The organism is Castellaniella sp., assembly GCF_049650445.1.
Lineage (GTDB): Bacteria > Pseudomonadota > Gammaproteobacteria > Burkholderiales > Burkholderiaceae_B > Castellaniella.
Map to the genome: position 1 here is coordinate 26,880 of NZ_JBASAD010000033.1, position 24,155 is coordinate 51,034.

The following is a 24,155-nucleotide window of genomic DNA, read 5'->3' on the forward strand; positions in this document are numbered from 1 at the left end:
GTCGAGCGGCAAGCGGGCGCTGCGGATTGGGATGGGATGCAAGGCGCGAACCGCAGCCATAGCCGTCGCTATGGCGAGGATGAGCAACGCGGCAGACCGCCCGAGACCGCAGATGTACGCGGCGCGAGGACTTGTTCAGAGATTCCCAAGGCGCCTTCTGAATTCGTTCAGGGGTCCAAGGCTGGTTTGCCGGGCGCACGCGATCATGCCATGCACGCACAGGGTTCGTCCCTGCGCACGCGCAGGACTTGTTTTTGCGCGCCGCGTACGCCGGGCAAACACGCTTTTTCTATCTCAAAGGTGACAACCATGTCGTACGTCGTATCGTTCGAGCAACTCCGCATGACGGATGTGGACTCGGTAGGAGGCAAGAACGCTTCTCTTGGGGAAATGATCAGCCAGTTGGCTGGCGCCGGGGTTCGGGTGCCGGGTGGTTTCGCGACCACGGCGGACGCATTCCGCGATTTCCTGAAGTCCACCGGGCTGGACGCCCGCATCAACGCGCGCCTGGATGCGTTGAACGCCGACGACGTGCGCGAACTGGCTTCCGTCGGCGCCGAGATCCGTCAATGGGTGATCGACACGCCGTTCCCGGCTGACTTCGAGCAGGCCATCCGTGGCGCCTTCGCCACGCTGGATGCCGATGGCAAGGGCTCCTTTGCCGTGCGCTCGTCGGCCACCGCCGAAGACCTGCCCGACGCCTCCTTCGCCGGCCAGCAGGAAACCTACCTGAACGTGGTCGGCATCGACGACGTGCTGGACAAGATTCGCCACGTGTTCGCCTCACTGTACAACGACCGCGCGATTTCCTACCGCGTGCACAAGGGCTATGCGCACGCCGAAGTCGCCCTGTCGGCCGGCATCCAGCGCATGGTGCGTTCGGACAAGGGCAGCGCGGGCGTGATGTTCACCCTGGACACCGAATCCGGCTTCAAGGACGTGGTGTTCATCACCTCGTCCTACGGTCTGGGCGAAACCGTCGTCCAGGGCGCCGTCAACCCCGACGAATTCTACGTTTTCAAGCCCACGCTGGCCGCCGGCCACTATCCCGTCATCAGCCGGCGCATCGGCTCCAAGCTGATCAAGATGGAATTCGACGAGCAGCGCGTCTCCGGCCATGCCGTGCGTACGGTCGAAGTGCCTGCGTCCGAACGCAACCGCTATTCCCTGACCGACGACGAGATCATCGAACTGGCGCGTTACGCGACCATCATCGAAAAGCACTACCAGCGTCCGATGGACATCGAATGGGGGCGCGACGGGGTGGACGGCAAGCTCTACATCCTGCAGGCCCGGCCCGAAACCGTGAAGTCGCAGCAAGGCCACCACGACGTCCAGGAACGCTACCGCCTGAAGGCCACCGGCGAGGTGCTGATCACCGGCCGCGCCATTGGCCAGAAAATCGGCTCGGGCACGGTGCGCGTCGTGGCCGACGCCTCCGAAATGGACAAGGTGCGCCCCGGCGATATCCTGGTCACCGACATGACCGATCCCAACTGGGAACCCGTCATGAAGCTGGCCTCGGCCATCGTCACCAACCGGGGCGGGCGCACTTGCCACGCCGCCATCATCGCGCGTGAACTGGGCATCCCGGCCGTGGTGGGCTGCGCCGAAGCCACCGACGTGCTGGCCAACGGCCGCGAAGTCACCGTGTCCTGCGCCGAGGGCGACGAGGGCCGCATCTACGACGGCCTGATCGAGACCGAGATCGAGGAAGTCCGCTGGGGCCAGATGCCCGACATCGGCCTGAAGGTCATGATGAACGTCGGCAACCCGCAACTGGCCTTCGACTTCTCGCAGATCCCCAACGGCGGCGTCGGCCTGGCACGCCTGGAATTCATCATCAACAACAACATCAACGTTCACCCCAAGGCCATCCTGGACTACCCGAACGTCGATGGCGAACTGAAAAAGGCCGTGGAATCCGCCGCCCGGGGCTACGCCAGCCCGCGCGCTTTCTTCGTGGAAAAACTGGCCGAAGGGATCGCCACCATCGGTGCGGCCTTCTATCCCAAGCCCGTCATCGTGCGCCTGTCGGACTTCAAGTCCAACGAATACCGCAAGCTGGTGGGCGGCTCGCGCTACGAGCCCGAGGAAGAAAATCCGATGCTGGGTTTCCGGGGCGCATCGCGCTACATCTCCGAAGACTTCGCCGAGTGCTTCCGCATGGAATGCGAGGCCCTGAAAAAAGTCCGCGACGAGATGGGCCTGACCAACGTCGAAATCATGGTGCCCTTCGTGCGCACGCTCAGCCAGGCTTCGCGCGTGGTGGATCTGCTGGCCGCGCACGGCCTGAAGCGCGGTGACAACGGCCTGCGCCTGATCATGATGTGCGAAGTCCCGACCAACGCCATCCTGGCCGACGAATTCCTGCAGTATTTCGACGGCTTCTCGATCGGTTCGAACGACATGACCCAACTGACCCTGGGCCTGGACCGGGATTCGGGCATGGAACTGCTGGCCGCCGATTTCGACGAACGCGACCCCGCCGTGCAGTTCATGCTGCGCCGCGCGATCCAGGCCTGCCTGAAGGCCGGCAAGTACGTCGGCATCTGCGGTCAGGGCCCCAGCGATCATCCCGATCTGGCCCAGTGGCTGCGCGACGAGGGCATCCTGTCCATGTCCCTGAACCCGGACACGGTGGTCGATACCTGGCAGCGTCTGGCCGACACCAAGGTGGCCGCCTGACGATCCACCCGCGATGCCGTTCCATGCCCTGATTCCGTCGCTCCTGGGGCCGATCCTGCTGGAAGCGGATGAGGTCGGCCTGCGTGGCCTGTACTTCACCGACCAGCGGGATCTGCCTCAGGTGCCGGGTGTGGAGGCCGTCGCGGCGAAAGTGTCCGATCCCACGGCCGGCCGCCAGGGCGGCCGGCCGATCCGCTCGTTCCGGGCGGTACGGGGGCAGGCCGCAGGCGAGAGCGGGGCGCTGTTTACGGAATCCACGGAAGCACTGCGAATGGAAACGGTGCCGCTGCGCCTGTTGCAGGAGAACACTCCGGACAGCGCGCGGGCGGTGCTGGAACAGACACGGCGTGAACTGGACGAATACTGGCGTGGCGAGCGTCAGGTCTTCGAGATGCCGCTGGCTCCTCAAGGCACGGCGTTTCAGCGAAAAGTCTGGCAAGCCCTGCTGGCAGTTTCCTGCGGCCAGACCCTGTCCTATGGTGAACTGGCCGAACGCGCCGGCCTGGGGGCCGGCCACGGCCGCGCAGTGGGCACTGCCGTGGGCAGCAACCCCATCAGCATCATCATTCCCTGCCATCGCATCCTGGCCCGCAACGGTACCCTGAACGGCTACGGCGGAGGCCTGAGCCGCAAGGCACGGCTGCTGGAAATCGAGGGTTTCACGATTCGCTGAAGACGCCGTGCGCCGGCCGTGTTCGCCGGCGCGCGGCTGGAGCGGGGCCCTGTCGATCGACGTGGCCGTGCAGGCGGCTCAATCCCCCTGCTTGCCGCGGGTGTCGTGCTTCATCAGCCGTTCTTTTTCGCGCGCCCAGTCCTTGTCGCGCTGGGTGTCGCGCTTGTCGTGCAGCTTCTTGCCGCGTCCCAGGCCGAAATCCAGCTTGATGCGCCCGCCCTTGTAGTGCAGGTTCAGCGGCACCAGAGCGTAGCCGCGCTGTTCGACCTTGCCGATCAGCTTGCTGATTTCCTGAGCGTGCAGCAGCAGTTTGCGCGTGCGGGTGGCGTTGGGATGGATGTGCGTCGAGGCCGTGGGCAGCGGGCTGATGTGCATGCCCAGGATCCACAGGGCACCGTCGCGCACGATGACGTAGGCTTCTTTCAGCTGGACGTGGCCGGCACGAATGGCCTTGACCTCCCAGCCTTCCAGCACCAGCCCGGCTTCGAAGCGTTCCTCGATGAAGTAATCGTGGGTGGCTTTGCGATTTTCGACAATACTCATGGGGTCTGAACAGGCCTGGGACTGAAAATGTAAAATCCCTTCATTCTAGCTCAACCGACTGTCTTGCCGATGCCTTCGATCCAGCGCTCCGTCCTCGTCCCTTTCAGTTGCGAACAGATGTTCGATCTGGTGGCCGACGTCGGGCGTTACCCCGAATTCATGCCCTGGTGTGGCGGAGCCCAGGTGCAATGGAAGAACGAGCAGGGCATGCAGGCCACGGTGCAGATCCATTTCGCCGGCATCCGCCAGGGCTTCACCACACGCAACGATCACGAATACCCGCACAGGATCGTCTTCCACCTGGTGGACGGGCCATTTTCCAGCCTGACCGGGCACTGGACCTTCCAGCCCCTGGGCGAGGACGGCTGCAAGGTGCTCTACACCATGGAATACACATTCTCCAGCCGCGCGCTTTCGGCGGTGGTCGGGCCGGTCTTCAACCGGATCGCCACCAGCTTCATCGATTCCTTCACTCAGCGCGCCCACGCGGTCTACGGGGGCTGATGTGCGAGTGCACATCGCCTTCGCCGCACCCACACGTCTGTGGCAACACACCCTGGACGTGCCCGAAGGCACAACCGTTGGTCAGGCGCTGGATCAGAGCGGCTTTGCCGATGAGTTCCCCGAATTCACCGACCACCCGCCCGCGACGGGCGTGTACGGCGAGCGCTGCGATGTGCGTCGCATCCTGCGCGAGGGCGACCGCATCGAACTGTACCGCCCGCTGGTCTTCGACCCCCTGGAATCCAGGCGCCGGCGTGCGGCGCATCGACGGGATGCGCCGCATCGGCCCGCGCGGACGGACACGCCGCACGACTGAGGTCCCGGAATCCCGGCTGATCGCCGATTGTCGCGTGCGCGACAGCCGCGCCGTGGCGGCTGCGCTAAGGTGGTCGGGCCGCACGGAAGCAGCCCCTTTGAAGTGCTACATTAAGCGTGCGGCGTATCGGCCGGCTCTTACCCGGGCCAGGCCGCGTCGGACGGCGCCACAAGCATGCCGCGACAGCCCCCTAGAATCCGGAGACACGCACCATGGATTTTCGCCTCACCGAGGAGCAACAGGCCTTTGCACAGGCCGCCCGCGAATTCGCCCAGGGGGAACTGGCCCCGTACGCGGCGCAGTGGGACGAGGAACATATCTTTCCCCGCGAGGCCTTCGCCAAGGCCGGCGCACTCGGGTTCTGCGCCATGTATGCGCCGGAATCCATCGGCGGGCTGGGCCTGCCGCGCCTGGACGCCACCCTGGTGTTCGAAGAAATGGCCGCCGTCGATCCCTCGACCACGGCCTTCATCACCATCCACAACATGGCCACCTGGATGATCGGCTCCTGGGCGCAACCCGGGGTGCGTGACCACTGGGGGCCGTTGCTGGCCAGCGGAGAAAAGCTCGCTTCCTATTGCCTCACCGAGCCCGGCGCAGGCTCGGATGCCGCTTCGCTGACGACCAGCGCCCGCCGGGAAGGCGACCACTATGTCCTGAATGGTGCCAAGGCCTTCATCTCCGGCGCGGGCGACACCGATGTCCTGGTGGTCATGGCCCGCACGGGCGGCGAAGGCCCCCGTGGGATCTCGGCCCTGGTCGTGCCGGCCGACAGCGCCGGCATCACCTACGGCCGCAAAGAAAACAAGATGGGCTGGAACAGCCAGTCCACGCGTCCTATCACCTTTGAAAACGTCCATGTGCCGGTGGCAAACCGCCTGGGCGAGGAGGGCGAGGGCTTCCGCTTCGCCATGAAGGGCCTGGACGGCGGGCGCATCAACATCGCCACCTGCTCGGTCGGCGCCGCCCAGGGCGCCTACGAAGCCGCGCGCCGCTACATGGGCGAACGACGCCAGTTCGGTCGCGCCCTGGCGGATTTCCAGGCGCTGCAGTTCAAACTGGCGGACCTGCTGGCCAATATCGTCGCCTCGCGCCAGATGGTGCGGCTGGCGGCCTGCAAGCTGGACGAGGGAGACCCCCAGGCCACCGCCTATTGCGCCATGGCCAAGCGTCTGGCCACAGACTTGTGTTTTCAGTCCTGCCTGGATGCGCAGCAGATCCATGGCGGCTACGGCTACCTGAAGGACTATCCGCTGGAACGGCTGGTGCGAGACACGCGCGTGCACCAGATCCTGGAAGGCACCAACGAAATCATGCGCCTGATCGTGGCGCGCCACATCCTGACCCAGGAGGCCGACCTGCGATGAGCGCGTCCGCCCTTTCTCCATCCGGGCACACCGCATCCGCCGGGGCGGCCCCGGTGCTGTTCCAGGAAATCACCGGCCGTGATGGCCGCCGCATCGGCGTCGCCACCCTGAACAGCCCTCAGACCCTGAACGGCCTGTCCCTGCCCATGTGCCGTCTGCTGGACGCCCGCCTGCAGACCTGGGCGGCCGACGACGGGCTGGTTGCCGTGGTCCTGAACGGCGCGGGCGGGAAGGCCTTCTGCGCCGGAGGCGATCTGCACGGCCTGTACCGCGCCATGCTCGACAGTCCGGCGGGGGATGCCTGGGCCAACGTTCCGGCCCGTACCTTCTTCGAGACCGAATACCGCCTGGATCATCGCATCCACTGCTATCCCAAGCCGGTGCTGTGCTGGGCAAGCGGCATCGTGATGGGCGGCGGCGTGGGGCTGATGCTGGGCGCCAGCCACCGGATCGTCACCGACACGACACGTTTTGCCATGCCCGAGGTCACCATCGGCCTGTACCCCGACGTGGCCGGCACCTGGATGCTCAGCCGCTTGCCACGCGGCATCGGCACCTTTCTGGCCTTCACCGGCGCACAACTGGGTGCGGGAGACTGCCTGCATTACGGCCTGGCCGACCGGATCTGCGGTGCCGAGGGGCTGGATGCCTTGCTGGCCGCGCTGGCGGCGACGGACTGGGCCGCCGATCCGGGCCATCATGCCGCCCAGGTGGATGCCGTGCTGGACGCCTGCCAGACGCCGGCCCCCGAGCCCGGCCCGCTGCAGCGTCACGCAGACGCGATCCGTCCCGCCTGTGGCCGCGCTGGTTTTCTGGACATCGCGGCCGCCATCACGGCCTGGAAGGACGACCCCGATCCCTGGCTGGCGCGGGCGGCGGGCACCTTTCTGGCCGGCTCGCCTGGTTCGGCCCGCCTCAGCCATACGCTGCTGGCGCGTGCCCGGCACCAGTCCCTGGCGCAAACCTTCCGCATGGAATTCACGGCCTCGCTGCATTGCTGCGCCGAGCCGGATTTCCGCGAAGGCATCCGCGCGCTGCTGATCGACAAGGACAAGACACCGCGCTGGAATCCGGCCACGTGCGCGCAGGCCACGGCGGACTGGGTGCAGCGCTTCCTGGCGCCTCTTGGACCCGTCGGCCAGCCGCACCCCCTGGCGGATCTGGGTGCTTGATCGAATACAAACACAGGAGACACACATGAGCAGCACCATCGGATTCATCGGCTTGGGCCACATGGGCGGCCCGATGGCCCAGAACCTGCTGAAGGCGGGACATACGCTCCAGGTGTTCGACCTGGTTCCGCAAGCGGTCCAGACCCTGGTCCAGGCGGGCGCCAAGGCGGCGGCCACGGCGGCCGAAGCCGTGGCAGGGGCCGACCTGGTCGTCACCATGCTGCCGGCCAGCCGCCACGTCGAGGGCCTGTACCTGGGCGAGAACGGCCTGCTGACCGCCATCGCCCGGGGGACGCTGGTGCTGGAATGCAGCACCATCGCGCCCGAATCGGCGCGCAAGGTCTCGGCCGCAGCCGCCCTGCGTGGCATCCGCATGATCGACGCGCCGGTGTCCGGCGGCACGGGCGGGGCCGTGGCGGGCACGCTGACCTTCATCGTCGGCGGTGCCGCCGACGACCTGGAGGCCGCCCGGCCCTACCTGGAGAAAATGGGCAAGAACATCTTCCACGCCGGAGACGCGGGCGCAGGCCAGGTGGCCAAGATCTGCAACAACATGCTGCTGGGCATTCTGATGGCCGGCACGGCCGAGGCCCTGGCCCTGGGCGTGGCCAACGGCCTGGACCCCAAGACCCTGTCGGACATCATCGCCAAGAGTTCCGGGCGCAACTGGGCGACGGAACTCTACAACCCCTGGCCGGGTGTGATGGCGCAGGCGCCGGCTTCAAAGGACTACGCCGGTGGCTTTGGCGTGGACCTGATGCTCAAGGATCTGGGGCTGGCGGCCGAGGCATCGATGCAGGCCCGTGCCACCACGCCGCTGGGCGAACTGGCGCGCAATCTGTACGCACTGCACAGCACCCAGGGGAACGGGAAACTGGATTTCTCCAGCATTCTGAAGCTGTATCACCAGCCACGCTGAATCAAGCCACGCTCGACGGTATCCGCATGTCCAATGGGACGCCGTCGGGCGCACCTGCGACGTAGCGCATGGCCGGCCAGTCCGATAGGGTGATTTCCGCAGCCACGTGCAGCAGCCCCCCCTGGACGGCCGATTCGATCACGCGTCCTGCCGGACGGCCGGCCGCATCCCCGGCAGCGTACAGATCAGAAGCCGGGGGCAGGGCGGGGGTGTCGGGCGCCCAGGACGCGGTGCCATACGCCATGCGCCGCTTGACTGTGCCCCGGTAGTGGCTGCGGGCAATGACTTCCTGGCCCGGGTAGCAGCCCTTGGCGAAATCGATGGTGCCGTTCAGATCCATATCCAGCGACGCCGGGAGGAACTGGTCCTGGGACGCGGCTCGAATCCAGGGCCAGGCGCCGGCCAGCCGCGCGGCCGTCCAGGCATCACCTTCGGCCGGGGCGGTCCCCTCGGGCGCGTCCGGTGACGTCTCCGCCAGGCGCCAGGCGGCAGGCTGGTTCGCCCCGGACATGGGGGCCACGATCCAGTCTGCGCTTCCGATCGCGGCGCGCGTCCAGGCCGGCGCCGCATGCAGCGCGGCCGGTACGGCCTGGGCACCCAAAGCGCCACAGACCCGTACCGCTTCGTCCAGGCTGATCGTGACCTTGGCGCGCAGCACGAACATGCGCAGGCGCTTGAGCAGGCTGTCCGTCAGATCCCGCGACACCATCCAGACGAAGCCATCGTCCTGCGTCCGCCACAACACGCCGTTGGCCAGCAGGCGGCCCTGGGCCGTGCAATAGGCGGCCGGGGCCGCCAGATCGGCGCCCAGGCTGGTGACCCCATGCGTCAGTTGTCCGTGCAGGAACGATGCGGCGTCGGGGCCCTGGATGCGCACCAGCGCGCATTCGGGCAAGGGGTGAAATCCGTCGGTGGCAAGGCCTTCCATGGTGAATCCGTGAATATGCATGTTTCAAACAATGAGTCAGCGCCCATGATAGCGCGGGCGCGCCCCGGGACGGCGAGAGAGCCGGCTGGCAAAACGGATAAAGGCGGCGAAGGACGGCCCTAATCAGGCCAGGGCCGCGATCATCTTGCCCTCGCGATCCCTGATCGGAACCGCGACCGCCACCATGCCGACGATGAATTCTTCGTCGTCGATGCCGATCTCCTGTTCCTGGATCGGCCGGCGGCGGAGCCGACCCGCCGGCTATGGGGCCAGGCGCAGCACGATCACCCCCGCCACCAGGACGCCGGCACCCGCGATGCGTGCGGGCGTCAGGCGCTCGCGCAGGAACAGGCCTGAAATCAGGATACCGAACAGGATGGAAGTCTCGCGCAGTGCAGCAATGACTGCGATGGGCGCCAGGGTCATGGCCCAAAGCGCCACGCCGTAGGAAATCACGGAACCGGACCCGCCCAGCAGGGCTGCGCCCCAGTGATTCCGGAAATACCGCGCCAGATCCCGGGCCCGATGCGGCAAGGCCAGTCCGACCATGACGATGCCCTGAAGCAGGAAGATCCACAACGTATAGCTGGCCGGCGCCTGCGAAAGCCTGGCGCCCGTGCCGTCCACCAGGGTATAGCCGGCGATCACGGCGGCGTTCAGCAAGGCGAGCCGCACGCCGCCGGACTTGCGCTGCTGCGCGCCGCCGGGCAGGCCGATGCACAGGATGCCGGCGCAGATCGTGGCCACGCCCACGAGCGCGCCCGGACTCGGGTCGTCGTGGAAGAACAGAATGGAAACGAGCGCCACCAGCAGCGGCGCGGTACCCCGCATGACGGGGTAGCTGACGCTCATGTCGGCCACGCGATAGATGTGCGCAACCAGCCGCATGTAGATCACTTGCAATCCCAGCGATGCCAGCAGAAACGGCCAGCTTGCAGGCGCGGGCTGCGGCAGCCAGGGCAGACAGAGCGCTGCGATCAGCGTCGACGCTCCGGTGATACCGATGGCGCTCAGCAGTTTGTCGGCGCTGCCCTTGATCAGCGCGTTCCAGGTCGCATGAAAGAGGGCGGAGGCCAGCACGGCACCATAAATGAAATCGACGCTGGGCGACATGGCGGAAATGGTGTGGGCGGCGAACGAGAGGCAGGGAAGCCGGGCCGCATAGGATAGCGCGAACCGGCGTCCGACCCTGGCGGCTGGTGCAGTCAACCTGCTGCAATTCAATATTTTTTATGTGTTCACTAAAATGATTTGAATTTATTTATCCATAGCCGATCCCTAGAATGGCCTTCAATTCCCACCCATCGAAGAGCCTTCAGCATGCTGCCCATCTCCGCCGTGCCTCACCCTCTGCCGACGGCCTCCAGCCGTCCCGCTGCCCAGACACGGTCACACGGCTCATCGCGCACACCGTCGCTGTGGTATGGCGTGCTCCTCTCCGGCGGCCTGGGCTTGGTGGCCTGGTGGCTGGGCACCCGGTTTCCGCTGATCGGCGGGCCCGTGTTCGGTATCTTGCTGGGCATGATCTGGCGCAATGTGCTGGGTCTGTCCCCGGTCTTCACCCCGGGGGTGGTCTACAGCAGCCGCCAGGTGCTGAAATGGTCCATCATCGGCCTGGGCTTCGGCCTGAGCTTCGGTCAGGTCATGCAGACCGGGGCCTCGTCCCTGGCCGTGACCCTGATCACCCTGTCCGTGGCCTTCCTGAGCGCCTGGCTGCTGGGTCGCTGGCTGAAGCTGGGCGGGTCTCTATGCACCCTGATCGGCGTCGGCACCGCGATCTGCGGCGGCTCGGCCATTGCGGCGGTGGCGCCCATCATCAAGCCCGACGATCACGAGACGGCGCTGTCGATTTCGACGATCTTTCTGTTCAACGTCGTGGCGGTGCTGCTGTTTCCGCCGCTGGGCCACTGGATGGGGCTGAGCGACGCCGGCTTCGGCTTGTGGGCCGGGACCGCCATCAACGATACGTCCTCCGTGGTGGCGGCCGGTTACAGCTACAGCGTGGCTGCGGGGGACATCGCGACGATCGTGAAGCTCACTCGCGCCACGCTGATCATCCCGATCTGCATCGTCATCGCCTTCTGGGTGGCCTGGCGCAATCAGCATTCGGACACCCGGGTGTCCCTGGCGTCGATCTTCCCCTGGTTCATCCTCTGGTTCCTGGCCGCTTCGGCAACGCGCAGCCTGGGCCTGGTTCCGGAAATCCTGCTCGGACCGCTGCACCTGATCTCGCAATTCCTCATCATCATGGCCCTGACCGCCATTGGTTTGTCCTCCGATCTGCGCCGCATGGCGCTGGCCGGCGCGCGCCCGCTGCTGTTGGGCCTGGGCGTCTGGACGGCCGTGTCGGTCAGCAGCCTGGCCGTACAAATGCTGATGGGCAGCCTCTGAGGCGAAAAGTCACAAGCCCGTCGATCGCCCGCCAGTGATCCAGTTAAACTGGCGGGCATGGAAAAATACCCCCACGCTGCACGCTACGCTTTTCATCCTGGGACGACCCGCAGATGAAAACCATCCTGCGCGGATTCCTCTGGCTGCTGATATTCGGCCTGCTGGCCGTGGCGATCGTCATCGCTTCGGCGGCCTGGTGGGGCTGGAAGCGCCCCGTGCCCATGAAAACCCCGGTGGTGGACTACCTCATCGACGCGGGCAGCACTCCGCGCCAGATCGTGGGGGCGATGCGCGACGCGGGCATCGAAATCCAGCCGGATGCCTTCGTCTGGCTGGCCCGCCTGAGCGGCCGGGACAAATTGCTGAAGGCCGGCGCCTATGAAGCCCGCGAGGGCGACACCCCCTGGCTGCTGCTGGAACGCATGGCCAATGGGGACATGACCCAGACCCGCCTGACCTTCCCGGAGGGTTGGACCTTCGCCCAGATCCGGGCGGCGCTGGATGCCGATCCCCAGGTCCGCCACGACACGCGCGGGATCGACGATCAGGCACTGATTCAGCGTCTGGGCCTGGAAGCCAAGGCGCCCGAGGGGCTGTTCCATCCCGATACCTATGTGTTTGCGCCGGGCAGCTCCGACCTGGACATCCTGCGTCGCGCCGCACAGGCCGGCCGCCAGACGCTGGAGCGCGCCTGGGCCGAACGCGACCGTGATCTGCCGCTGGAAACCCCGTACCAGGCCTTGATCCTGGCCTCCATCGTCGAAAAAGAAACCGGCCACGGCGCCGATCGGGCGCGCGTCGCCGGCGTCTTCATCAATCGCCTGAAGATCGGCATGCCCCTGCAGACCGACCCGACCGTGATCTATGGCCTGGGCGCTGATTATCAGGGCCGCCTGCGCAGAAAGGACCTGGAGCGCGACACGCCCTGGAATACGTATACCCGCGCGGGCCTGCCGCCCACACCCATTGCCAGCCCGGGCAAAGCGGCGCTGGAGGCGACCCTGCATCCGGAACGGCACAAATACCTGTACTTCGTGTCGCGGGGCGATGGCACCAGCGAATTTTCCACCGACCTGCCGGCGCACAACCGCGCCGTCAGCAAATACATCCTGAAACGATAGCCCATGACGACCCGAGGCGCCTGCTTCATCACGCTCGAAGGCCTGGACGGAGCCGGCAAGAGCACGCACATCTCCTGGATCGAGGACCGGCTGCGCCGGGCCGGTGTGGAGCTGCTGTCCACCCGTGAACCCGGTGGCACCCCGCTGGGAGAAACCTTGCGCGAACTGCTGCTGCATCGCCCCATGGACCTGCGCACCGAAACCCTGCTGATGTTTGCTGCCCGCAACGAACACTGGCGCACGCGCATCCTGCCCGCCCTGGACGATGGCCGGTGGGTGCTGTGCGACCGCTACACCGATGCCTCGTTCGCCTACCAGGGCGGCGGCCGGTCCCTGGGCGCGGAGCCGGTCCGCATCCTCGAAGACTGGGTGCAGCAGGGCAGGGGGCCGGATTGCACGCTGCTGTTCGACGTGCCGCTGGAAACCGCCCGCGAGCGCCTGGCGCAAGGGCGCGCCCAGACTGACCGCTTCGAGCGCGAGGACGCCGCCTTCTTCGAGCGCACCCGCCAGGCCTACCACGCCCGGGCAGCGGCCGATCCGGACCGTTTCCGGGTGATCGACGCCCGCCAGAGCATCGAGGCCATCCACGCCGAACTGGGCGCCATTCTGGACGGACTGCTGCGCACGCGCGGCTATACGCCCGCCACGCTGGACCCGGCATGACGGACTTTCTGCCCTGGCAACAGGCACCGGCGCGCCACTGGCTGGCCACGCGCGAGCGCTTCGCCCACGCCTGGCTGATCCATAGCCGGCCAGGCTGCGGCCAGATGGAATTCGCCCTGGCCGGGGCCGCCAGCCTGCTGTGCGAGTCCCCTCGCGACGGACTGGCCTGTGGCGAATGCCAGGCCTGCCGCTGGGTGAAGGCCGGCAACCATCCCGACCTGCGCCGCATCCGGCCCGACGACCAGGCCGTGCGCGAAGGCGCGCTGGACGTCGCCGAAGACGCCAAGAAACAGCCTTCGCGCGAGATCCGCATCGAACAGATCCGCAGCCTGCTGCCCTGGTTCAACACGGCCACTCACCGGGGTGGCTGGCGCGTCGCCTTGCTGTATCCGGCCGAAGCCCTGAATACCATCGCGGCCAACGCCCTGCTGAAGATCCTGGAAGAACCGCCCGAGCACACGGTGTTCCTGCTGTCGGCCCAGGCTCCCGACCGCCTGCTGCCCACGCTGGTGTCGCGTTGCCGCCGCCTGCCGCTGGCGGTACCGCCCGTTGCCGAGTCCCTGGCCTGGCTGGAAACGCAGGGCGTGAAAGACGCCGCCGCTCGACTGGCCGCCGCGGGCGACGCGCCCCTGCTGGCGCTGGAGCAGGCGCAGCAAGGACTGCCCGTGATGCCCGCCTGGCTGGATCTGTTTCTGGACCAGGCAAGCCAGGGCGGCGACGGCGCGGTGCTGGCCGATGCGCTGCAGGCGGGTGAACCGGCTGACTGGGTGGACGACTTCCAGCGTCTGTGGCTGGACCTGAGCCTGTGCACCCACGGCCTGCCGCCGCGCTATCATCCCGCACAGGCAGCCCGGATCAAAGCGGTCGCCCGGGGCCTGGACCCGGCGGCCCTGGCACGCACCGCCGACTGGCTGCGGGATCAGCGGCGTCTGGCGCATCATCCCCTCAACCCCAAGCTGCTGGCCGATCACGCGGCCCGCACCTTGCTGCAGTCGGTGCGGCCCGTGCGCGCCGCCCCGAAGGGTCGCCCCTAGCCCAGGGGCTCGGCCCGATCCGTTTTAGACCTGAATACCCTGATAGTGCCCGATCATGTACATCGATTCTCATTGCCACCTGAATTTTCCCGATCTGCGGGCCCAACTGCCCGAAGTGCTGGAGCGCATGCGCACGGCCGGCGTGGGCCATGCCCTGGTGGTCAGCGTCAACCTGCGCGACTGGCCCGGCCTGATGGCGCTGGTGGAGCAACATCCTTTCCTGCGGGCCTCCGTCGGCGTGCATCCGGACAATGACGCCGGGGACGAAGACAACGCCGAGCCGACCGTGGAAGATCTCGTCAGCCGAGCCGTCCATCCCCGGGTCGTGGCCATCGGTGAAACCGGGCTCGACTATTACCGCCTGAGCGAACCGCTGGACTGGCAGCGCGAGCGCTTCCGCACTCACATCCGCGCGGCGCATGAAACGGGGCTGCCGCTGATCATCCACACCCGTGCCGCCGCCGAGGACACCCTGCGCCTGATGCGCGAGGAACGTGCCCCGGCCGGGGTCATGCATTGCTTCACCGAATCCTGGGAAGTCGCACAAGGTGCGCTGGAACTGGGGTTCTATATCTCTTTGTCGGGTATCGTGACCTTCAAGAACGCCACCCAGATTCAGGACGTGGCTCGTCAGGTACCGCTGGACCGCCTGCTGATCGAGACCGATTCCCCCTATCTGGCGCCGGTCCCGTACCGGGGAAAGATGAACGATCCGTCCCGGGTCATCCACGTGGCCGAAAAGATCGCCGAACTGCGCGGCGTGCCTGTCGCGACGATCGAGCAGGCCAGTGCCGAAAACTACTGGCGGTTGTTCCCCAAGGCGGCTGCGGCCGCCTGAACCGCCTTCATCCCGGCCCGCCGTCCGGGCCGCCTGTCCTCATTTCCGTCGACGGAGGTTTCCGCCATGTCCTTGTCCACTCTCGTTCGCCTCGGTGCCCGGCGCGGCCGGCTGGCCGGTCTGATCCTGGCCCTGGCCCTGGGCATCGGCGCCCCGCCCACGGTCTTCGCCCAGCAGGCGCCGACTGCCGACTGGTGGTCGGCCATCCGCCGCGATGATCTGTCCACCGTCCAGGGCCTGCTGTTGCGCCATACCGACCCGAACGCGTTCAACAACTTGGGCAACCCCGCTCTGACCCAGGCGGCACGCGACCAGTCCTGGCAGGTGTTCGATGCCTTGCGTGTGGCCCCCGACGTGCAGATCGACGCACCCAACGCCCGCGACGAGACGGCGCTGATGTACTTGTGCATCCTGGGCCAGACCGACCGGGCCCGGACGCTGATCGCCGCAGGTGCCCAGGTCAACCGTCTGGGCTGGACGCCGCTGCACTACGCCGCATCCAAGGCGCAGATGGAGACGGCTCGCATGCTGATCGAACGTGGGGCCATCATCAATGCCCCCGGCCCCGACGGCACCACGCCGCTGATGATGGCGGCCCTGTCCGGCAAGCCGGAGATCGTCCGCCTGCTGCTGGAGCACGGTGCCGACCCGAGCATGTTCAACGCCGCTCAAGAAACGGCAGCGGACTGGGCGCGCAAGAGCAACCATGCCGCTCTGGCCGCCGGCCTGGACGAGGTGGCCGCCCGAAGGACGCAAAGCCGGCAAGGCGGAGGCTCCCGATCGGCCCCGGTGCCAGGCGGTCCGACAGACGCTGCGCAGGCGAAGGCGCCGGCCGCCCAGCCGGAGGACACGACCTCGTTCTCGCGTTACTTCGATCTCGGCCGTTTCGAGGATACGCCGCAGGGCAAGTAGCCTAATTCAGAAAGACCCGCGCCTGGCGGGGCCGGGCGATGAAACGTCGATGGCCTTGCGCGCGGATCCGGTCGAACTCCAGGCTGGGCATGACCACCTCGATGATTTCCTGAGTGTCCTCGCGCCGCAGTTCCAGTTGCGCCAGCGGCCCGAAGGCGTGTGCCCGCTGCAGATTCACCCGCAAGCCCGGGTCGGCGGACGGCTCCGCCGGCAGCGGCTCGATCTGGATGTCGTGCGGCCGGACGTAGGCCGTTCCCGGCGCGTCGGCGGCCCCCTCCAGGCCCGGCATTTCGATCGCGGCGCCGCCCGTGTGCAGCCGTCCGTCCCGTACCCGGCCCTGGAACAGGTTCACATGCCCCAGAAAGCCGTACACGAACGCCGTTTCCGGCGTGTCGTACACCGCTTGTGGTGCGCCCTGCTGCTCGACCCGGCCCTTGTTCATGATGACGACCTCGTCGGCGACCTCCAGGGCCTCTTCCTGGTCGTGCGTGACGAACAGGCTGGTCATGTGCAGTTCGTCGTGCAGACGGCGCAGCCAGCGCCGCAGTTCCTTGCGGACCTTGGCGTCCAGCGCGCCGAAGGGTTCATCGAGCAGCAGCACGCGCGGCTCCACCGCCAGGGCACGGGCCAGGGCGATGCGCTGACGCTGCCCGCCGGACAGGGCCGCTGGCCGGCGATCGGCCAGCCAGTCCAGTTGCACCAGTTCCAGCAGCCCCATGACCTTCTCACGGATCCGGCGCTCGTCCGGCCGCTGTCCGCGCGGCTTGACGCGCAGGCCAAAAGCCACGTTCTCGAACACCGTCATGTGCTTGAACAGGGCGTAGTGCTGAAACACGAAGCCGACCTGCCGTTGACGCACGTGCGTACGGGACGCATCCTGACCTCCCAGCAGCACCTGGCCCGTGTCGGAATGTTCCAGGCCTGCGATGATGCGCAGCAGCGTGGTCTTGCCGCAGCCCGACGGCCCCAGCAAAGCCGTCAGTTGGCCATCCGGAAAGGCCAGGGACACGTCATCCAGCGCCGTGAATGCGCCGAATTGCTTGTGGATGTGACGGACTTCGATGCTCATGAGGATTGCTCCGATACGGTTCGGGCGGCCTGGGCGCGCAGATGCCATTCAGCCAGGGACTTCAGGGCCAGCGTCAGCAAGGCCAGCAGCGCCAGCAACGAGGCCACCGAAAAGGCGGCCGCGAAGTGGTATTCGTTGTAGAGAATTTCCACGTGCAGGGGCAGGGTGTTGGTCAGGCCGCGAATGTGGCCCGACACCACCGACACCGCACCGAATTCCCCCATGGCGCGCGCATTGCACAGGATCACGCCGTAGAACAGTCCCCAGCGGATATTGGGCAGCGTGACGTGCCAGAAGACGCGCCAGCCCGAAGCGCCCAGCACGATGGCGGCTTCTTCTTCCTCGCTGCCTTGCGACTGCATCAGCGGGATCAGTTCGCGCGCCACGAAGGGCACGGTGACGAAGACGGTGGCCAGCACGATGCCCGGCACGGCGAACAGAATCTGGAAGCCATGCGCCTGCAGCCAGGGACCGAACCAGCCCTGAGCGCCGAACATCAGCACGTAGATCAGGCCGGCGATGACGGGGGATACGGAAAAGGGCAGGTCGATCAGCGTGATCAGCAGGCTCTTGCCACGGAATGCAAAGCGGGTGACGGCCCAGGCCGCGCAGACTCCGAAGACCAGATTCAGCGGCACGGCGATTCCGGCTGCGATCAGCGTCAGACGGATGGCGGCTCGGGCATCGGGCTCGGTGATCGCCGCCACGCAGGCTTCCCAGCCTTTGCCCAGGGCCTGATGAAAGACCGCTGCCAAGGGGATGAACAGAAACAGGAACAGGAAGGCAAACGCCGTCCCCATCAGTGCCCGCCGGGCGAGCCGGCTTTCGCCGGCCGGGCGCGCGGCGGCCGTGGTTGGGGAGAGGGGATCGAGAGCGATGGAAGTCATGGATTTGGAATAGGCGTGTCAGGTCTGGCCGGTCGAGCGCCGCCGCACCCAGGCCTGCAACAGATTGATGGCCAGCAGCAGCAAAAAGGAAATCCCCAGCATCACCACGGCGATGGCCGTGGCCCCCGCGTAGTCATACTGCTCCAGCTTGGTGACGATCAGCAGCGGCGCGATTTCCGAGACCATCGGCATATTGCCGGCGATGAAGATCACCGAACCGTATTCACCGGCCGCACGCGCAAAGGCCAGGGCAAAGCCCGTCAGCAGGGCCGGCAGGATCGCGGGGAACACCACGCGAACGAAGACCTGCGCGCGCGAAGCCCCCAGGCTGCTGGCGGCCTCCTCATATTCGGGTGCCATGTCCTCCAGCACCGGCTGGACGGTCCGCACCACAAAGGGCAGGCCGATGAAGATCAAGGCCACCACCACCCCCAGCGGCTTGAAAGCCACCTGGATGCCCAACGGCGCCAGCAGCCCGCCCAGCCAGCCCGTGGGTGCGTACAAGGCGGTCAGGGCAATCCCGGCCACGGCCGTCGGCAAGGCGAAAGGCAGATCCACCAGCGCGTCCACCAGCCGCTTGCCGGGGAATTCGTAGCGCGCCAGCACCCAGGCCACGAGGCCGCCGAATACGGCATTCACGGCTGCCGCCAGCAGCGCGGCGCCGAAACTCAGGCGGTAAGAGGCCAATACCCGGGGCGCGGTGACGGCTTTCCAGAACGCCTCCGCGCTCAAGGTCGTGGCCGTCAGAAACGCGGCCGACAGCGGCAGCAGGACCACCAGGCACAGATAGGTCAGTGTCAGGCCCAGCGTCAGGTTGCGGCCGGGCAGGACCCGGTGCGCGATGGAGGCGGGCGATGCGAGCGTCGTGGACATGGGCTACTGCGCGTTCGGCTGGTAGATCTGGTCGAACACACCGCCGTCCGCGAAGTGCGTCTTCTGCGCCTCGTCCCAGCTCGGTGCCACGTCCGTCAGGGTGAACAAGGAGATCGAGGGAAACTGTCCCGCATGGCGCTCGGCGGCGGCCTTCAGCGTGGGCCGGTAATGGTGCTGCGCGGCGATCTCCTGGCCGGCCTCGGAATACAGATAGTCCAGGTAGGCCTGCGCCACGGCGCGTGTGCCCCGGGCATCGACGACCTTGTCCACCACGGCGACGGGCGGCTCGGCCAGGATGCTGACCGAGGGTACGACGATGTCCGCCTTGTCGGGCCCCAGTTCCTGGACGGCCAGAAAGGCTTCGTTTTCCCAGGCCAGCAGCACGTCGCCGATGCCACGCTCGATGAAGGTCGTGGTCGAACCCCGGGCGCCCGAATCCAGCACCGGCACCTGACGGTAGAGCGCACCGACGAACGCACGTGCTTTCGCCTCGTCGCCGCCGGGCTGGCGCAGAGCGTAGCCCCAGGCCGCCAGGTAGTTCCAGCGCGCGCCGCCGGAAGTCTTGGGATTGGGCGTGATGACCTGCACTCCCGGTTTGATCAGATCGCCCCAGTCGTGGATGCCTTTGGGATTGCCCTTGCGCACAAGGAAGACGATGGTGGAGGTATAGGGCGCGCTGTTCAGGGGCAATTGTTGCTGCCAGTCCGGGCGGATCGCGCCGCGCGCGGCGATGGCGTCGATGTCCGGCGCCAATGCCAGCGTCACCACATCGGCCTGCAGGCCGTCGATCACCGAACGCGCCTGCTTGCCCGAACCGCCATGCGACTGACGGACCGTGACGTGATCGCCGGTCTTGTCCTGCCAGTACTGGGCAAAGGCCGCGTTATAGGCTTGATACAGCTCTCGCGTCGGATCGTAGGACGCGTTCAACAGCGTGACATCGGCGGCGTGCGCGGCGCCGGTCAGGCCCAGGGTGGCGGCCAGGACGAGTAGCTGCCGCGGGAATCGGAATCGCATGAAAAGGACCTCGTGATGCGCGAATCAAGGCATCAGCTTAAAGAGATCCTTTTCAAAGCCGAACGAATCGTTTTGTCCAACGATATGAACGCCGCACATTATGCGGCGCTGCTATATGCGTATGCGACGGCCGGGGTGTCTAAGACTTCGGCGGCAGGAACTGCGGACGCAGAATATCCCGCAGGCGATCGTAGGGAATCAGCAGTTCGGGCTGCCCCCAGGCGTAGGGCGCGATTTCGTAGGGCTGATATTTGACCAGCACACCCAGGTCGGTCAGCCCCACGTTATCGCTGGGCGCGAAGGGCCACATACGGTTGAAATTATCCGGGTTGTCGATGGCGTCGGCATGCTGCTCCAGCCAGCGGGCGTGCTCGGCGCGCAAGGCCGCGTCGAAGGCCGGGCGCGCGCCCGGCGCCAGCAGATTGTCGATCGTCAGGGCCTTTTCGGCCGTATTGTCCCAATTCAGCAATTGCGACCCCGTCATGCCGTGGGCCATGCCGGTACGATACTGGCCCGCATCCAGTTCGACCACGGTCAAGTGGTCGTTGCGATAGCGCGTCCGCGCGGCCAGTTGGACCTCGTCGCGCGATCCGGCAGTCTGCCAGTAATAGGCCTCGAAACCGCTCAGGGTGTCATAGGGGGCCGCGCTTTGCGTATCGACCCAGGTCATGGCCGCCAGGGCGTGATCGATCAGTTCCGTTAGGCGAGGATGCCCCGGGAAGGCCAGGGAATCGACCGTCAGCTTGGGACATTCACCCCGGCAGTCCGGCCGTTCGCGCGACCATTTCACCGGTTGCGTGAACAGCCCGTCCCGGCTGGTCTGCTGGTCGAGCTGGGCCGGCACCAGGCTGAGATTGTCCTGGGGGCCGCTGGCGCAGCCGGCCAGCGCCAGGGCCATGATCAAGGCGGGCAGGGCGGTGCGCCAGGAAAACGGCGGGCGAGGTTGAGACGGCAGGTGCATCGGCATGGGGCTCATCGACTGGGTGTGATGCGGTGTTCGGGATTGCGGGCGGGAAGGGCGGGGGGAGGGCCGGACGGCCTGATCGTGGATAATAAGGCCTTTTCACCGGGGAGGGCCCATGATCAGAATCTACCACAACCCGCGTTGCAGCACGTCGCGCAAAGCGCTCGAAACGCTCCAGGCCACAGGGCGTTCCGTCGAAGTGGTCGAATATCTGCATGCCTTGCCGCCGCGCGACGAACTGCGCGAACTGATCCGGGCCGCGGGCCTGACGGTGCGCGCAGCCTTGCGCCCCAAAGAAGCAGCCTACGAGTCGCTGGGATTGTCGGACACCACGCTGACGGACGAACAGTTGCTCGACGCCATCGAGCAGCACCCCGTCTTGCTGAATCGGCCCTTCGTCGTCACGGACAAGGGCACGCGCCTGTGCCGTCCGTTTGAACGCATCCAGGAAATCCTATAGGCAAGCTCTGACTCGGGCGGTCTGCAGCGTTTGCCTGCCGCTCTACTGATTCAGATGTTCCTCAGCTTCCAACCACTGACGAGGCGCCTGTGTTCGAGTTCATCCAACTGCTGCCCCCATTGCTCAAGTTTGCGGCGTGTGTGCTGTTCGTCGGCCTGATTGCACTTGTTGCCCTGGGCGCGATGAGCATGCTGCGCCGTGCGTGGCCCCCCGGACTGCATGCCCCCAATATGGTCAATACCATGCTTTCCGGCATCCTGCTGCCCACGGGCATGGTCATTGCCTTCGTGGCGGCGGATATCTGGCAGCAGGATGCCAAGGGCCACATCGCGGTCGAGCACGAGGCCAGCGCCGTGGTCGACGTGCTGCGCATCGCAAAATTCCTGCCCGGCGACCGGCGTGAAAGCGTCACGGGTTTGATCGATGACTACATCCGCGAAGTGGTCGAAAACGAATGGCCGTTCATGGCGACAGGCCGCTGGAGCCTGGTCGCCGAGAACCAACTGGAGGCCTTGATCATCGCATCCGTGGAGCTCGAGGCAAGCACCGATCAGTTGGGTGTGCGCCGCGCAGCCGAAGAACTGCGGCGCTATGCGCAGAATATCGAAAGAGCCCGCGATGACCGTCTGCTGATTGCGCGCAGCCCGGGGATCATGTCCGCGAAGGGGGCCGTGGTGCTGATGCTGCTGTTCGTCGCCGCGTGCGTGTTGTGCGAACTGCATCTCAGCCAGCGGCGGCCGCTGGTCTTGTCGATGCTGTTGTTTTCCCTCAGTTTCGGCGCGACGCTTTATCTGATCGTTTCATTCGATCGGCCCTTCATGGGCACCAACCAGATCCAACCGGAATCCCTGTCATTGCTGCTGATCCGGGGTTAGTGCCCTGTCTGGTTGATGAGCCAGACGGGGCACTGAAGTCAAGGCCCGTATTCGCACCTGACGAGCGCGCGTCAGGGCTGGACCGAGGGTACGCCGGTCGGGAAGCGGCGCGTGCGGTGCGTCACCGGCAGGCCACGGCCCTTCAGCAGGATGTTCCAGTAAAACCAGGGCATGAAGCGGCGCTTGAGCCACCAGTAGGAGCGGCGCGGCACGCGCGGATCGAAGGGAAAGCTGGGCGTGATCGTCCCGCCGTAGGTGAACTCGGCCAGCAGAACCTTGCCGCGTGAAGTCGTCAACGGGCAGGCAGCATAGCCATCGTAGCTCTCGACGTTGCCGGCGCCACGCAGGGCGCTCAGCAGGTTCAGCGTCAGCACGGGAGACTGGCTCTTGATGGCGGCGGCTGTCTTGCTGTTGGGCGTCGAGGTGCAATCCCCCAGGCCGAACACATCGGGATACCGTGTGTGGCGCAGCGTGTGCTTGTCCACATCCAGCCAGCCGTTCGCATCGGCCAGCGGGCTGGTGCGGATGAAATCAGGCGCACCTTGTGGCGGCACCACGTGCAGCAAGTCGTAGGCGACTTCCTCGCGCACTTTTTCACCATCCACCACTGATTCGAAGACGGCGATCCTGTCCTCGCCACGGACCTGGACCAGATTCTGGCCAAAGTGTGGTTGGGCACCGTAGGACGCCATGACTTTGTCCAGCGCCTGGGCGTAGAAGGGCACGCCGAAGACTGTAGCGCCGGCCGTACGGAACTGCAGGCTGTCGGCCTTCACGCCCCGTCGGCGGAACTCGTCGGCAGCCAGGTACAGGGCCTTTTGCGGCGCACCCGGGCATTTCACCGCGCCGGCCGGCTGGGTGAAGATCGCCGTGCCGCCCTGGAACTGGCGCACCAGTTCCCAGGTGTAGGGTGCCAGATCGTAAAGATAGTTGCTGGTCACGCCGTTCTTTCCCAGGGCGTCGGCCAGGCCCTCGATGGCGTTCCAATCGATCTGGATGCCCGCAGCCACCACCAGGTAGTCATAGGCCACGCGACTGCCGTCGCCCAACTCCACCTGACGCTCGTCGGGCAACAGGGCGGTCACGGGCTGCGCGATATGGCGCACGCCGTCGGGCAGGCAGTCGTGCAGAGGCCGGCGCGTGTCTTCGGCCTTATACGCGCCGCCGCCCACCAGGGTCCAGGCGGGCTGATAATCGTGATGGCTGGACGGATCGATGATGGCGATGTCCAGACCCGGCTCGTGGCGGCGGAGCTGGGCGGCGACGGTGGTGCCGCCGGTGCCGGCGCCGACGATCACCACGGTATGCTTGCGGACGGATGCGTTGCTCATGAAGGCCTCGAATGGGTCGAATATGGAGCCTGGGGCGATGCGCCCGGCGGCATAATGCGATCATTCTAGGAGCCGGCTCTCGCAGAGAGAACGACCGATGGGCTATGTCTTTATGACTTTTGCGACCAAAAACCCGGATACCGCGAAGGAATAGAGGCCTTGTCCCGCATCCGGTTTTCGATTTCCCGGGTGTTAATATCGCTCAGGAGCCTCTTGGCTGAAACCCCGATTGCGTTCCGATTCCTGAAGTATGAAATCTCTGCCTGAACACCACGAACTAGAAACGTTGACCGCGCTCGTCGAGGGCCGTGTACAGGGCGTCGGATTTCGCGCCGCCGCTGTCCGTCAGGCGCACCAGCTCAAGCTCGGCGGCTGGGTACGCAATCTGTCCGATGGCCGGGTCGAAGCCCTGATCCAGGGCGAACATGCCGCCGTCGACCGCATGCTGTCCTGGCTGCTCCAGGGACCGCCCGCCGCCCGGGTGACTGGCGTGACGCACACGGAAACCCCCACAGAACGCCACTACGAGCGCTTCGAGCAGATCTGACAGGATCCGATCGCCTGCGCACAGCCGCATGGTGATCCGGACCGGTTGAACCAATCGACCTTT

26 protein-coding genes are annotated in these 24,155 nt (G+C 66.3%); 16 read left to right on the forward strand and 10 right to left on the reverse strand.

Annotation, left to right across the window (positions count from 1 at the left end):
• Nucleotides 1–309: 309 nt before the first annotated feature.
• Both ppsA and WA983_RS10820 read left to right on the forward strand, forming a co-directional pair.
• Entirely contained in the window at nt 310–2,688 is a 2,379-nt protein-coding gene (ppsA, locus tag WA983_RS10815) for a phosphoenolpyruvate synthase (protein ID WP_424252154.1), read from the forward strand.
• A 13-nt stretch (nt 2,689–2,701) separates the two neighbouring features.
• Complete coding sequence (locus WA983_RS10820; protein ID WP_424312018.1) at nt 2,702–3,361, forward strand: methylated-DNA--[protein]-cysteine S-methyltransferase; 660 nt, start codon at nt 2,702–2,704, stop codon at nt 3,359–3,361.
• A gap of 78 nt (nt 3,362–3,439) precedes the next feature.
• On the opposite strand, the gene smpB is transcribed toward WA983_RS10820, so the two are convergent.
• Nucleotides 3,440–3,904, reverse strand: coding sequence for an SsrA-binding protein SmpB (gene smpB / locus WA983_RS10825; RefSeq protein ID WP_424247871.1), 465 nt, complete (start codon nt 3,902–3,904; stop codon nt 3,440–3,442).
• A gap of 69 nt (nt 3,905–3,973) precedes the next feature.
• Between smpB and WA983_RS10830 the strand changes: the two genes are divergently transcribed.
• The 5 genes from WA983_RS10830 (at nt 3,974) to mmsB (ending at nt 8,182) form a co-directional block, all read left to right on the forward strand.
• Nucleotides 3,974–4,408, forward strand: a complete 435-nt coding sequence (locus tag WA983_RS10830) for a type II toxin-antitoxin system RatA family toxin (RefSeq protein ID WP_424247870.1) — start codon at nt 3,974–3,976, stop codon at nt 4,406–4,408.
• A gap of 7 nt (nt 4,409–4,415) precedes the next feature.
• Nucleotides 4,416–4,724, forward strand: a complete 309-nt coding sequence (locus tag WA983_RS10835; RefSeq protein ID WP_424247868.1) for an RnfH family protein — start codon at nt 4,416–4,418, stop codon at nt 4,722–4,724.
• Nucleotides 4,725–4,936: 212 nt separating this feature from the next.
• Nucleotides 4,937–6,091: an acyl-CoA dehydrogenase family protein gene (locus tag WA983_RS10840; protein WP_424312019.1), complete on the forward strand. Its 1,155-nt coding sequence runs from the start codon at nt 4,937–4,939 to the stop codon at nt 6,089–6,091.
• Complete coding sequence (locus WA983_RS10845; RefSeq protein WP_424249296.1) at nt 6,088–7,263, forward strand: enoyl-CoA hydratase/isomerase family protein; 1,176 nt, start codon at nt 6,088–6,090, stop codon at nt 7,261–7,263. Before WA983_RS10840 ends, WA983_RS10845 begins: the two co-directional genes overlap by 4 nt.
• A 4-nt stretch (nt 7,264–7,267) precedes the next feature.
• On the forward strand, nt 7,268–8,182 hold the full coding sequence (mmsB, locus tag WA983_RS10850) for a 3-hydroxyisobutyrate dehydrogenase (RefSeq protein ID WP_424312061.1): 915 nt from the start codon (nt 7,268–7,270) through the stop codon (nt 8,180–8,182).
• A gap of 1 nt (nt 8,183) precedes the next feature.
• Here the strand turns inward: mmsB and WA983_RS10855 are convergent, their stop codons facing one another.
• The 3 genes from WA983_RS10855 to WA983_RS10865 all read right to left on the reverse strand — a co-directional run bounded on the left by WA983_RS10855 (nt 8,184) and on the right by WA983_RS10865 (nt 10,223).
• Nucleotides 8,184–9,110, reverse strand: coding sequence for a YgfZ/GcvT domain-containing protein (locus WA983_RS10855; protein WP_424249298.1), 927 nt, complete (start codon nt 9,108–9,110; stop codon nt 8,184–8,186).
• 123 nt (nt 9,111–9,233) lie between these two features.
• Nucleotides 9,234–9,344, reverse strand: coding sequence for an IclR family transcriptional regulator domain-containing protein (locus WA983_RS10860; protein WP_424312062.1), 111 nt, complete (start codon nt 9,342–9,344; stop codon nt 9,234–9,236).
• Between the two features lie 27 nt (nt 9,345–9,371).
• Nucleotides 9,372–10,223 (reverse strand): DMT family transporter, encoded by an 852-nt coding sequence (locus WA983_RS10865; protein WP_424312020.1) that lies wholly within the window; start codon nt 10,221–10,223, stop codon nt 9,372–9,374.
• Between the two features lie 207 nt (nt 10,224–10,430).
• Here WA983_RS10865 and WA983_RS10870 point away from each other — a divergent pair, with 207 nt between their 5' ends.
• The 6 genes from WA983_RS10870 (at nt 10,431) to WA983_RS10895 (ending at nt 16,069) form a co-directional block, all read left to right on the forward strand.
• Nucleotides 10,431–11,501, forward strand: a complete 1,071-nt coding sequence (locus tag WA983_RS10870; RefSeq protein ID WP_424250704.1) for a YeiH family protein — start codon at nt 10,431–10,433, stop codon at nt 11,499–11,501.
• A gap of 113 nt (nt 11,502–11,614) precedes the next feature.
• Complete coding sequence (mltG, locus tag WA983_RS10875) at nt 11,615–12,622, forward strand: endolytic transglycosylase MltG (protein WP_424250706.1); 1,008 nt, start codon at nt 11,615–11,617, stop codon at nt 12,620–12,622.
• 3 nt (nt 12,623–12,625) lie between these two features.
• The gene (tmk, locus tag WA983_RS10880) at nt 12,626–13,285 is read left to right on the forward strand and encodes a dTMP kinase (RefSeq protein WP_424250708.1); all 660 of its coding nucleotides are present in this window, start codon (nt 12,626–12,628) and stop codon (nt 13,283–13,285) included.
• Nucleotides 13,282–14,319, forward strand: coding sequence for a DNA polymerase III subunit delta' (gene holB, locus WA983_RS10885; RefSeq protein WP_424250710.1), 1,038 nt, complete (start codon nt 13,282–13,284; stop codon nt 14,317–14,319). Before tmk ends, holB begins: the two co-directional genes overlap by 4 nt.
• Before the next feature lie 55 nt (nt 14,320–14,374).
• Nucleotides 14,375–15,157: a TatD family hydrolase gene (locus WA983_RS10890; protein WP_424250712.1), complete on the forward strand. Its 783-nt coding sequence runs from the start codon at nt 14,375–14,377 to the stop codon at nt 15,155–15,157.
• A 66-nt stretch (nt 15,158–15,223) separates the two neighbouring features.
• Entirely contained in the window at nt 15,224–16,069 is an 846-nt protein-coding gene (locus tag WA983_RS10895; RefSeq protein WP_424250714.1) for an ankyrin repeat domain-containing protein, read from the forward strand.
• A gap of 1 nt (nt 16,070) precedes the next feature.
• Here WA983_RS10895 and WA983_RS10900 read toward each other — a convergent pair whose 3' ends face one another.
• From WA983_RS10900 to WA983_RS10920, 5 genes are all read right to left on the reverse strand, one after another.
• Nucleotides 16,071–17,138: a sulfate/molybdate ABC transporter ATP-binding protein gene (locus WA983_RS10900; RefSeq protein ID WP_424250716.1), complete on the reverse strand. Its 1,068-nt coding sequence runs from the start codon at nt 17,136–17,138 to the stop codon at nt 16,071–16,073.
• Complete coding sequence (gene cysW, locus WA983_RS10905; RefSeq protein WP_424250718.1) at nt 17,135–18,025, reverse strand: sulfate ABC transporter permease subunit CysW; 891 nt, start codon at nt 18,023–18,025, stop codon at nt 17,135–17,137. Before cysW ends, WA983_RS10900 begins: the two co-directional genes overlap by 4 nt.
• A gap of 18 nt (nt 18,026–18,043) precedes the next feature.
• Entirely contained in the window at nt 18,044–18,898 is an 855-nt protein-coding gene (gene cysT, locus WA983_RS10910; RefSeq protein WP_424250720.1) for a sulfate ABC transporter permease subunit CysT, read from the reverse strand.
• A gap of 3 nt (nt 18,899–18,901) precedes the next feature.
• Nucleotides 18,902–19,915, reverse strand: coding sequence for a sulfate ABC transporter substrate-binding protein (locus WA983_RS10915; protein WP_424250722.1), 1,014 nt, complete (start codon nt 19,913–19,915; stop codon nt 18,902–18,904).
• A 139-nt stretch (nt 19,916–20,054) separates the two neighbouring features.
• The gene (locus WA983_RS10920; protein ID WP_424250724.1) at nt 20,055–20,882 is read right to left on the reverse strand and encodes an RsiV family protein; all 828 of its coding nucleotides are present in this window, start codon (nt 20,880–20,882) and stop codon (nt 20,055–20,057) included.
• A gap of 112 nt (nt 20,883–20,994) precedes the next feature.
• Between WA983_RS10920 and arsC the strand changes: the two genes are divergently transcribed.
• Complete coding sequence (gene arsC, locus WA983_RS10925) at nt 20,995–21,339, forward strand: arsenate reductase (glutaredoxin) (RefSeq protein ID WP_424250726.1); 345 nt, start codon at nt 20,995–20,997, stop codon at nt 21,337–21,339.
• A gap of 89 nt (nt 21,340–21,428) precedes the next feature.
• Nucleotides 21,429–22,214 (forward strand): hypothetical protein, encoded by a 786-nt coding sequence (locus WA983_RS10930; RefSeq protein WP_424250728.1) that lies wholly within the window; start codon nt 21,429–21,431, stop codon nt 22,212–22,214.
• Nucleotides 22,215–22,285: 71 nt separating this feature from the next.
• Here the strand turns inward: WA983_RS10930 and WA983_RS10935 are convergent, their stop codons facing one another.
• Nucleotides 22,286–23,545, reverse strand: a complete 1,260-nt coding sequence (locus WA983_RS10935) for an NAD(P)/FAD-dependent oxidoreductase (RefSeq protein WP_424250730.1) — start codon at nt 23,543–23,545, stop codon at nt 22,286–22,288.
• 250 nt (nt 23,546–23,795) lie between these two features.
• On the opposite strand from WA983_RS10935, the gene WA983_RS10940 reads away from it, so the two are divergent.
• On the forward strand, nt 23,796–24,092 hold the full coding sequence (locus WA983_RS10940; protein WP_424312021.1) for an acylphosphatase: 297 nt from the start codon (nt 23,796–23,798) through the stop codon (nt 24,090–24,092).
• Nucleotides 24,093–24,155: the final 63 nt, after the last annotated feature.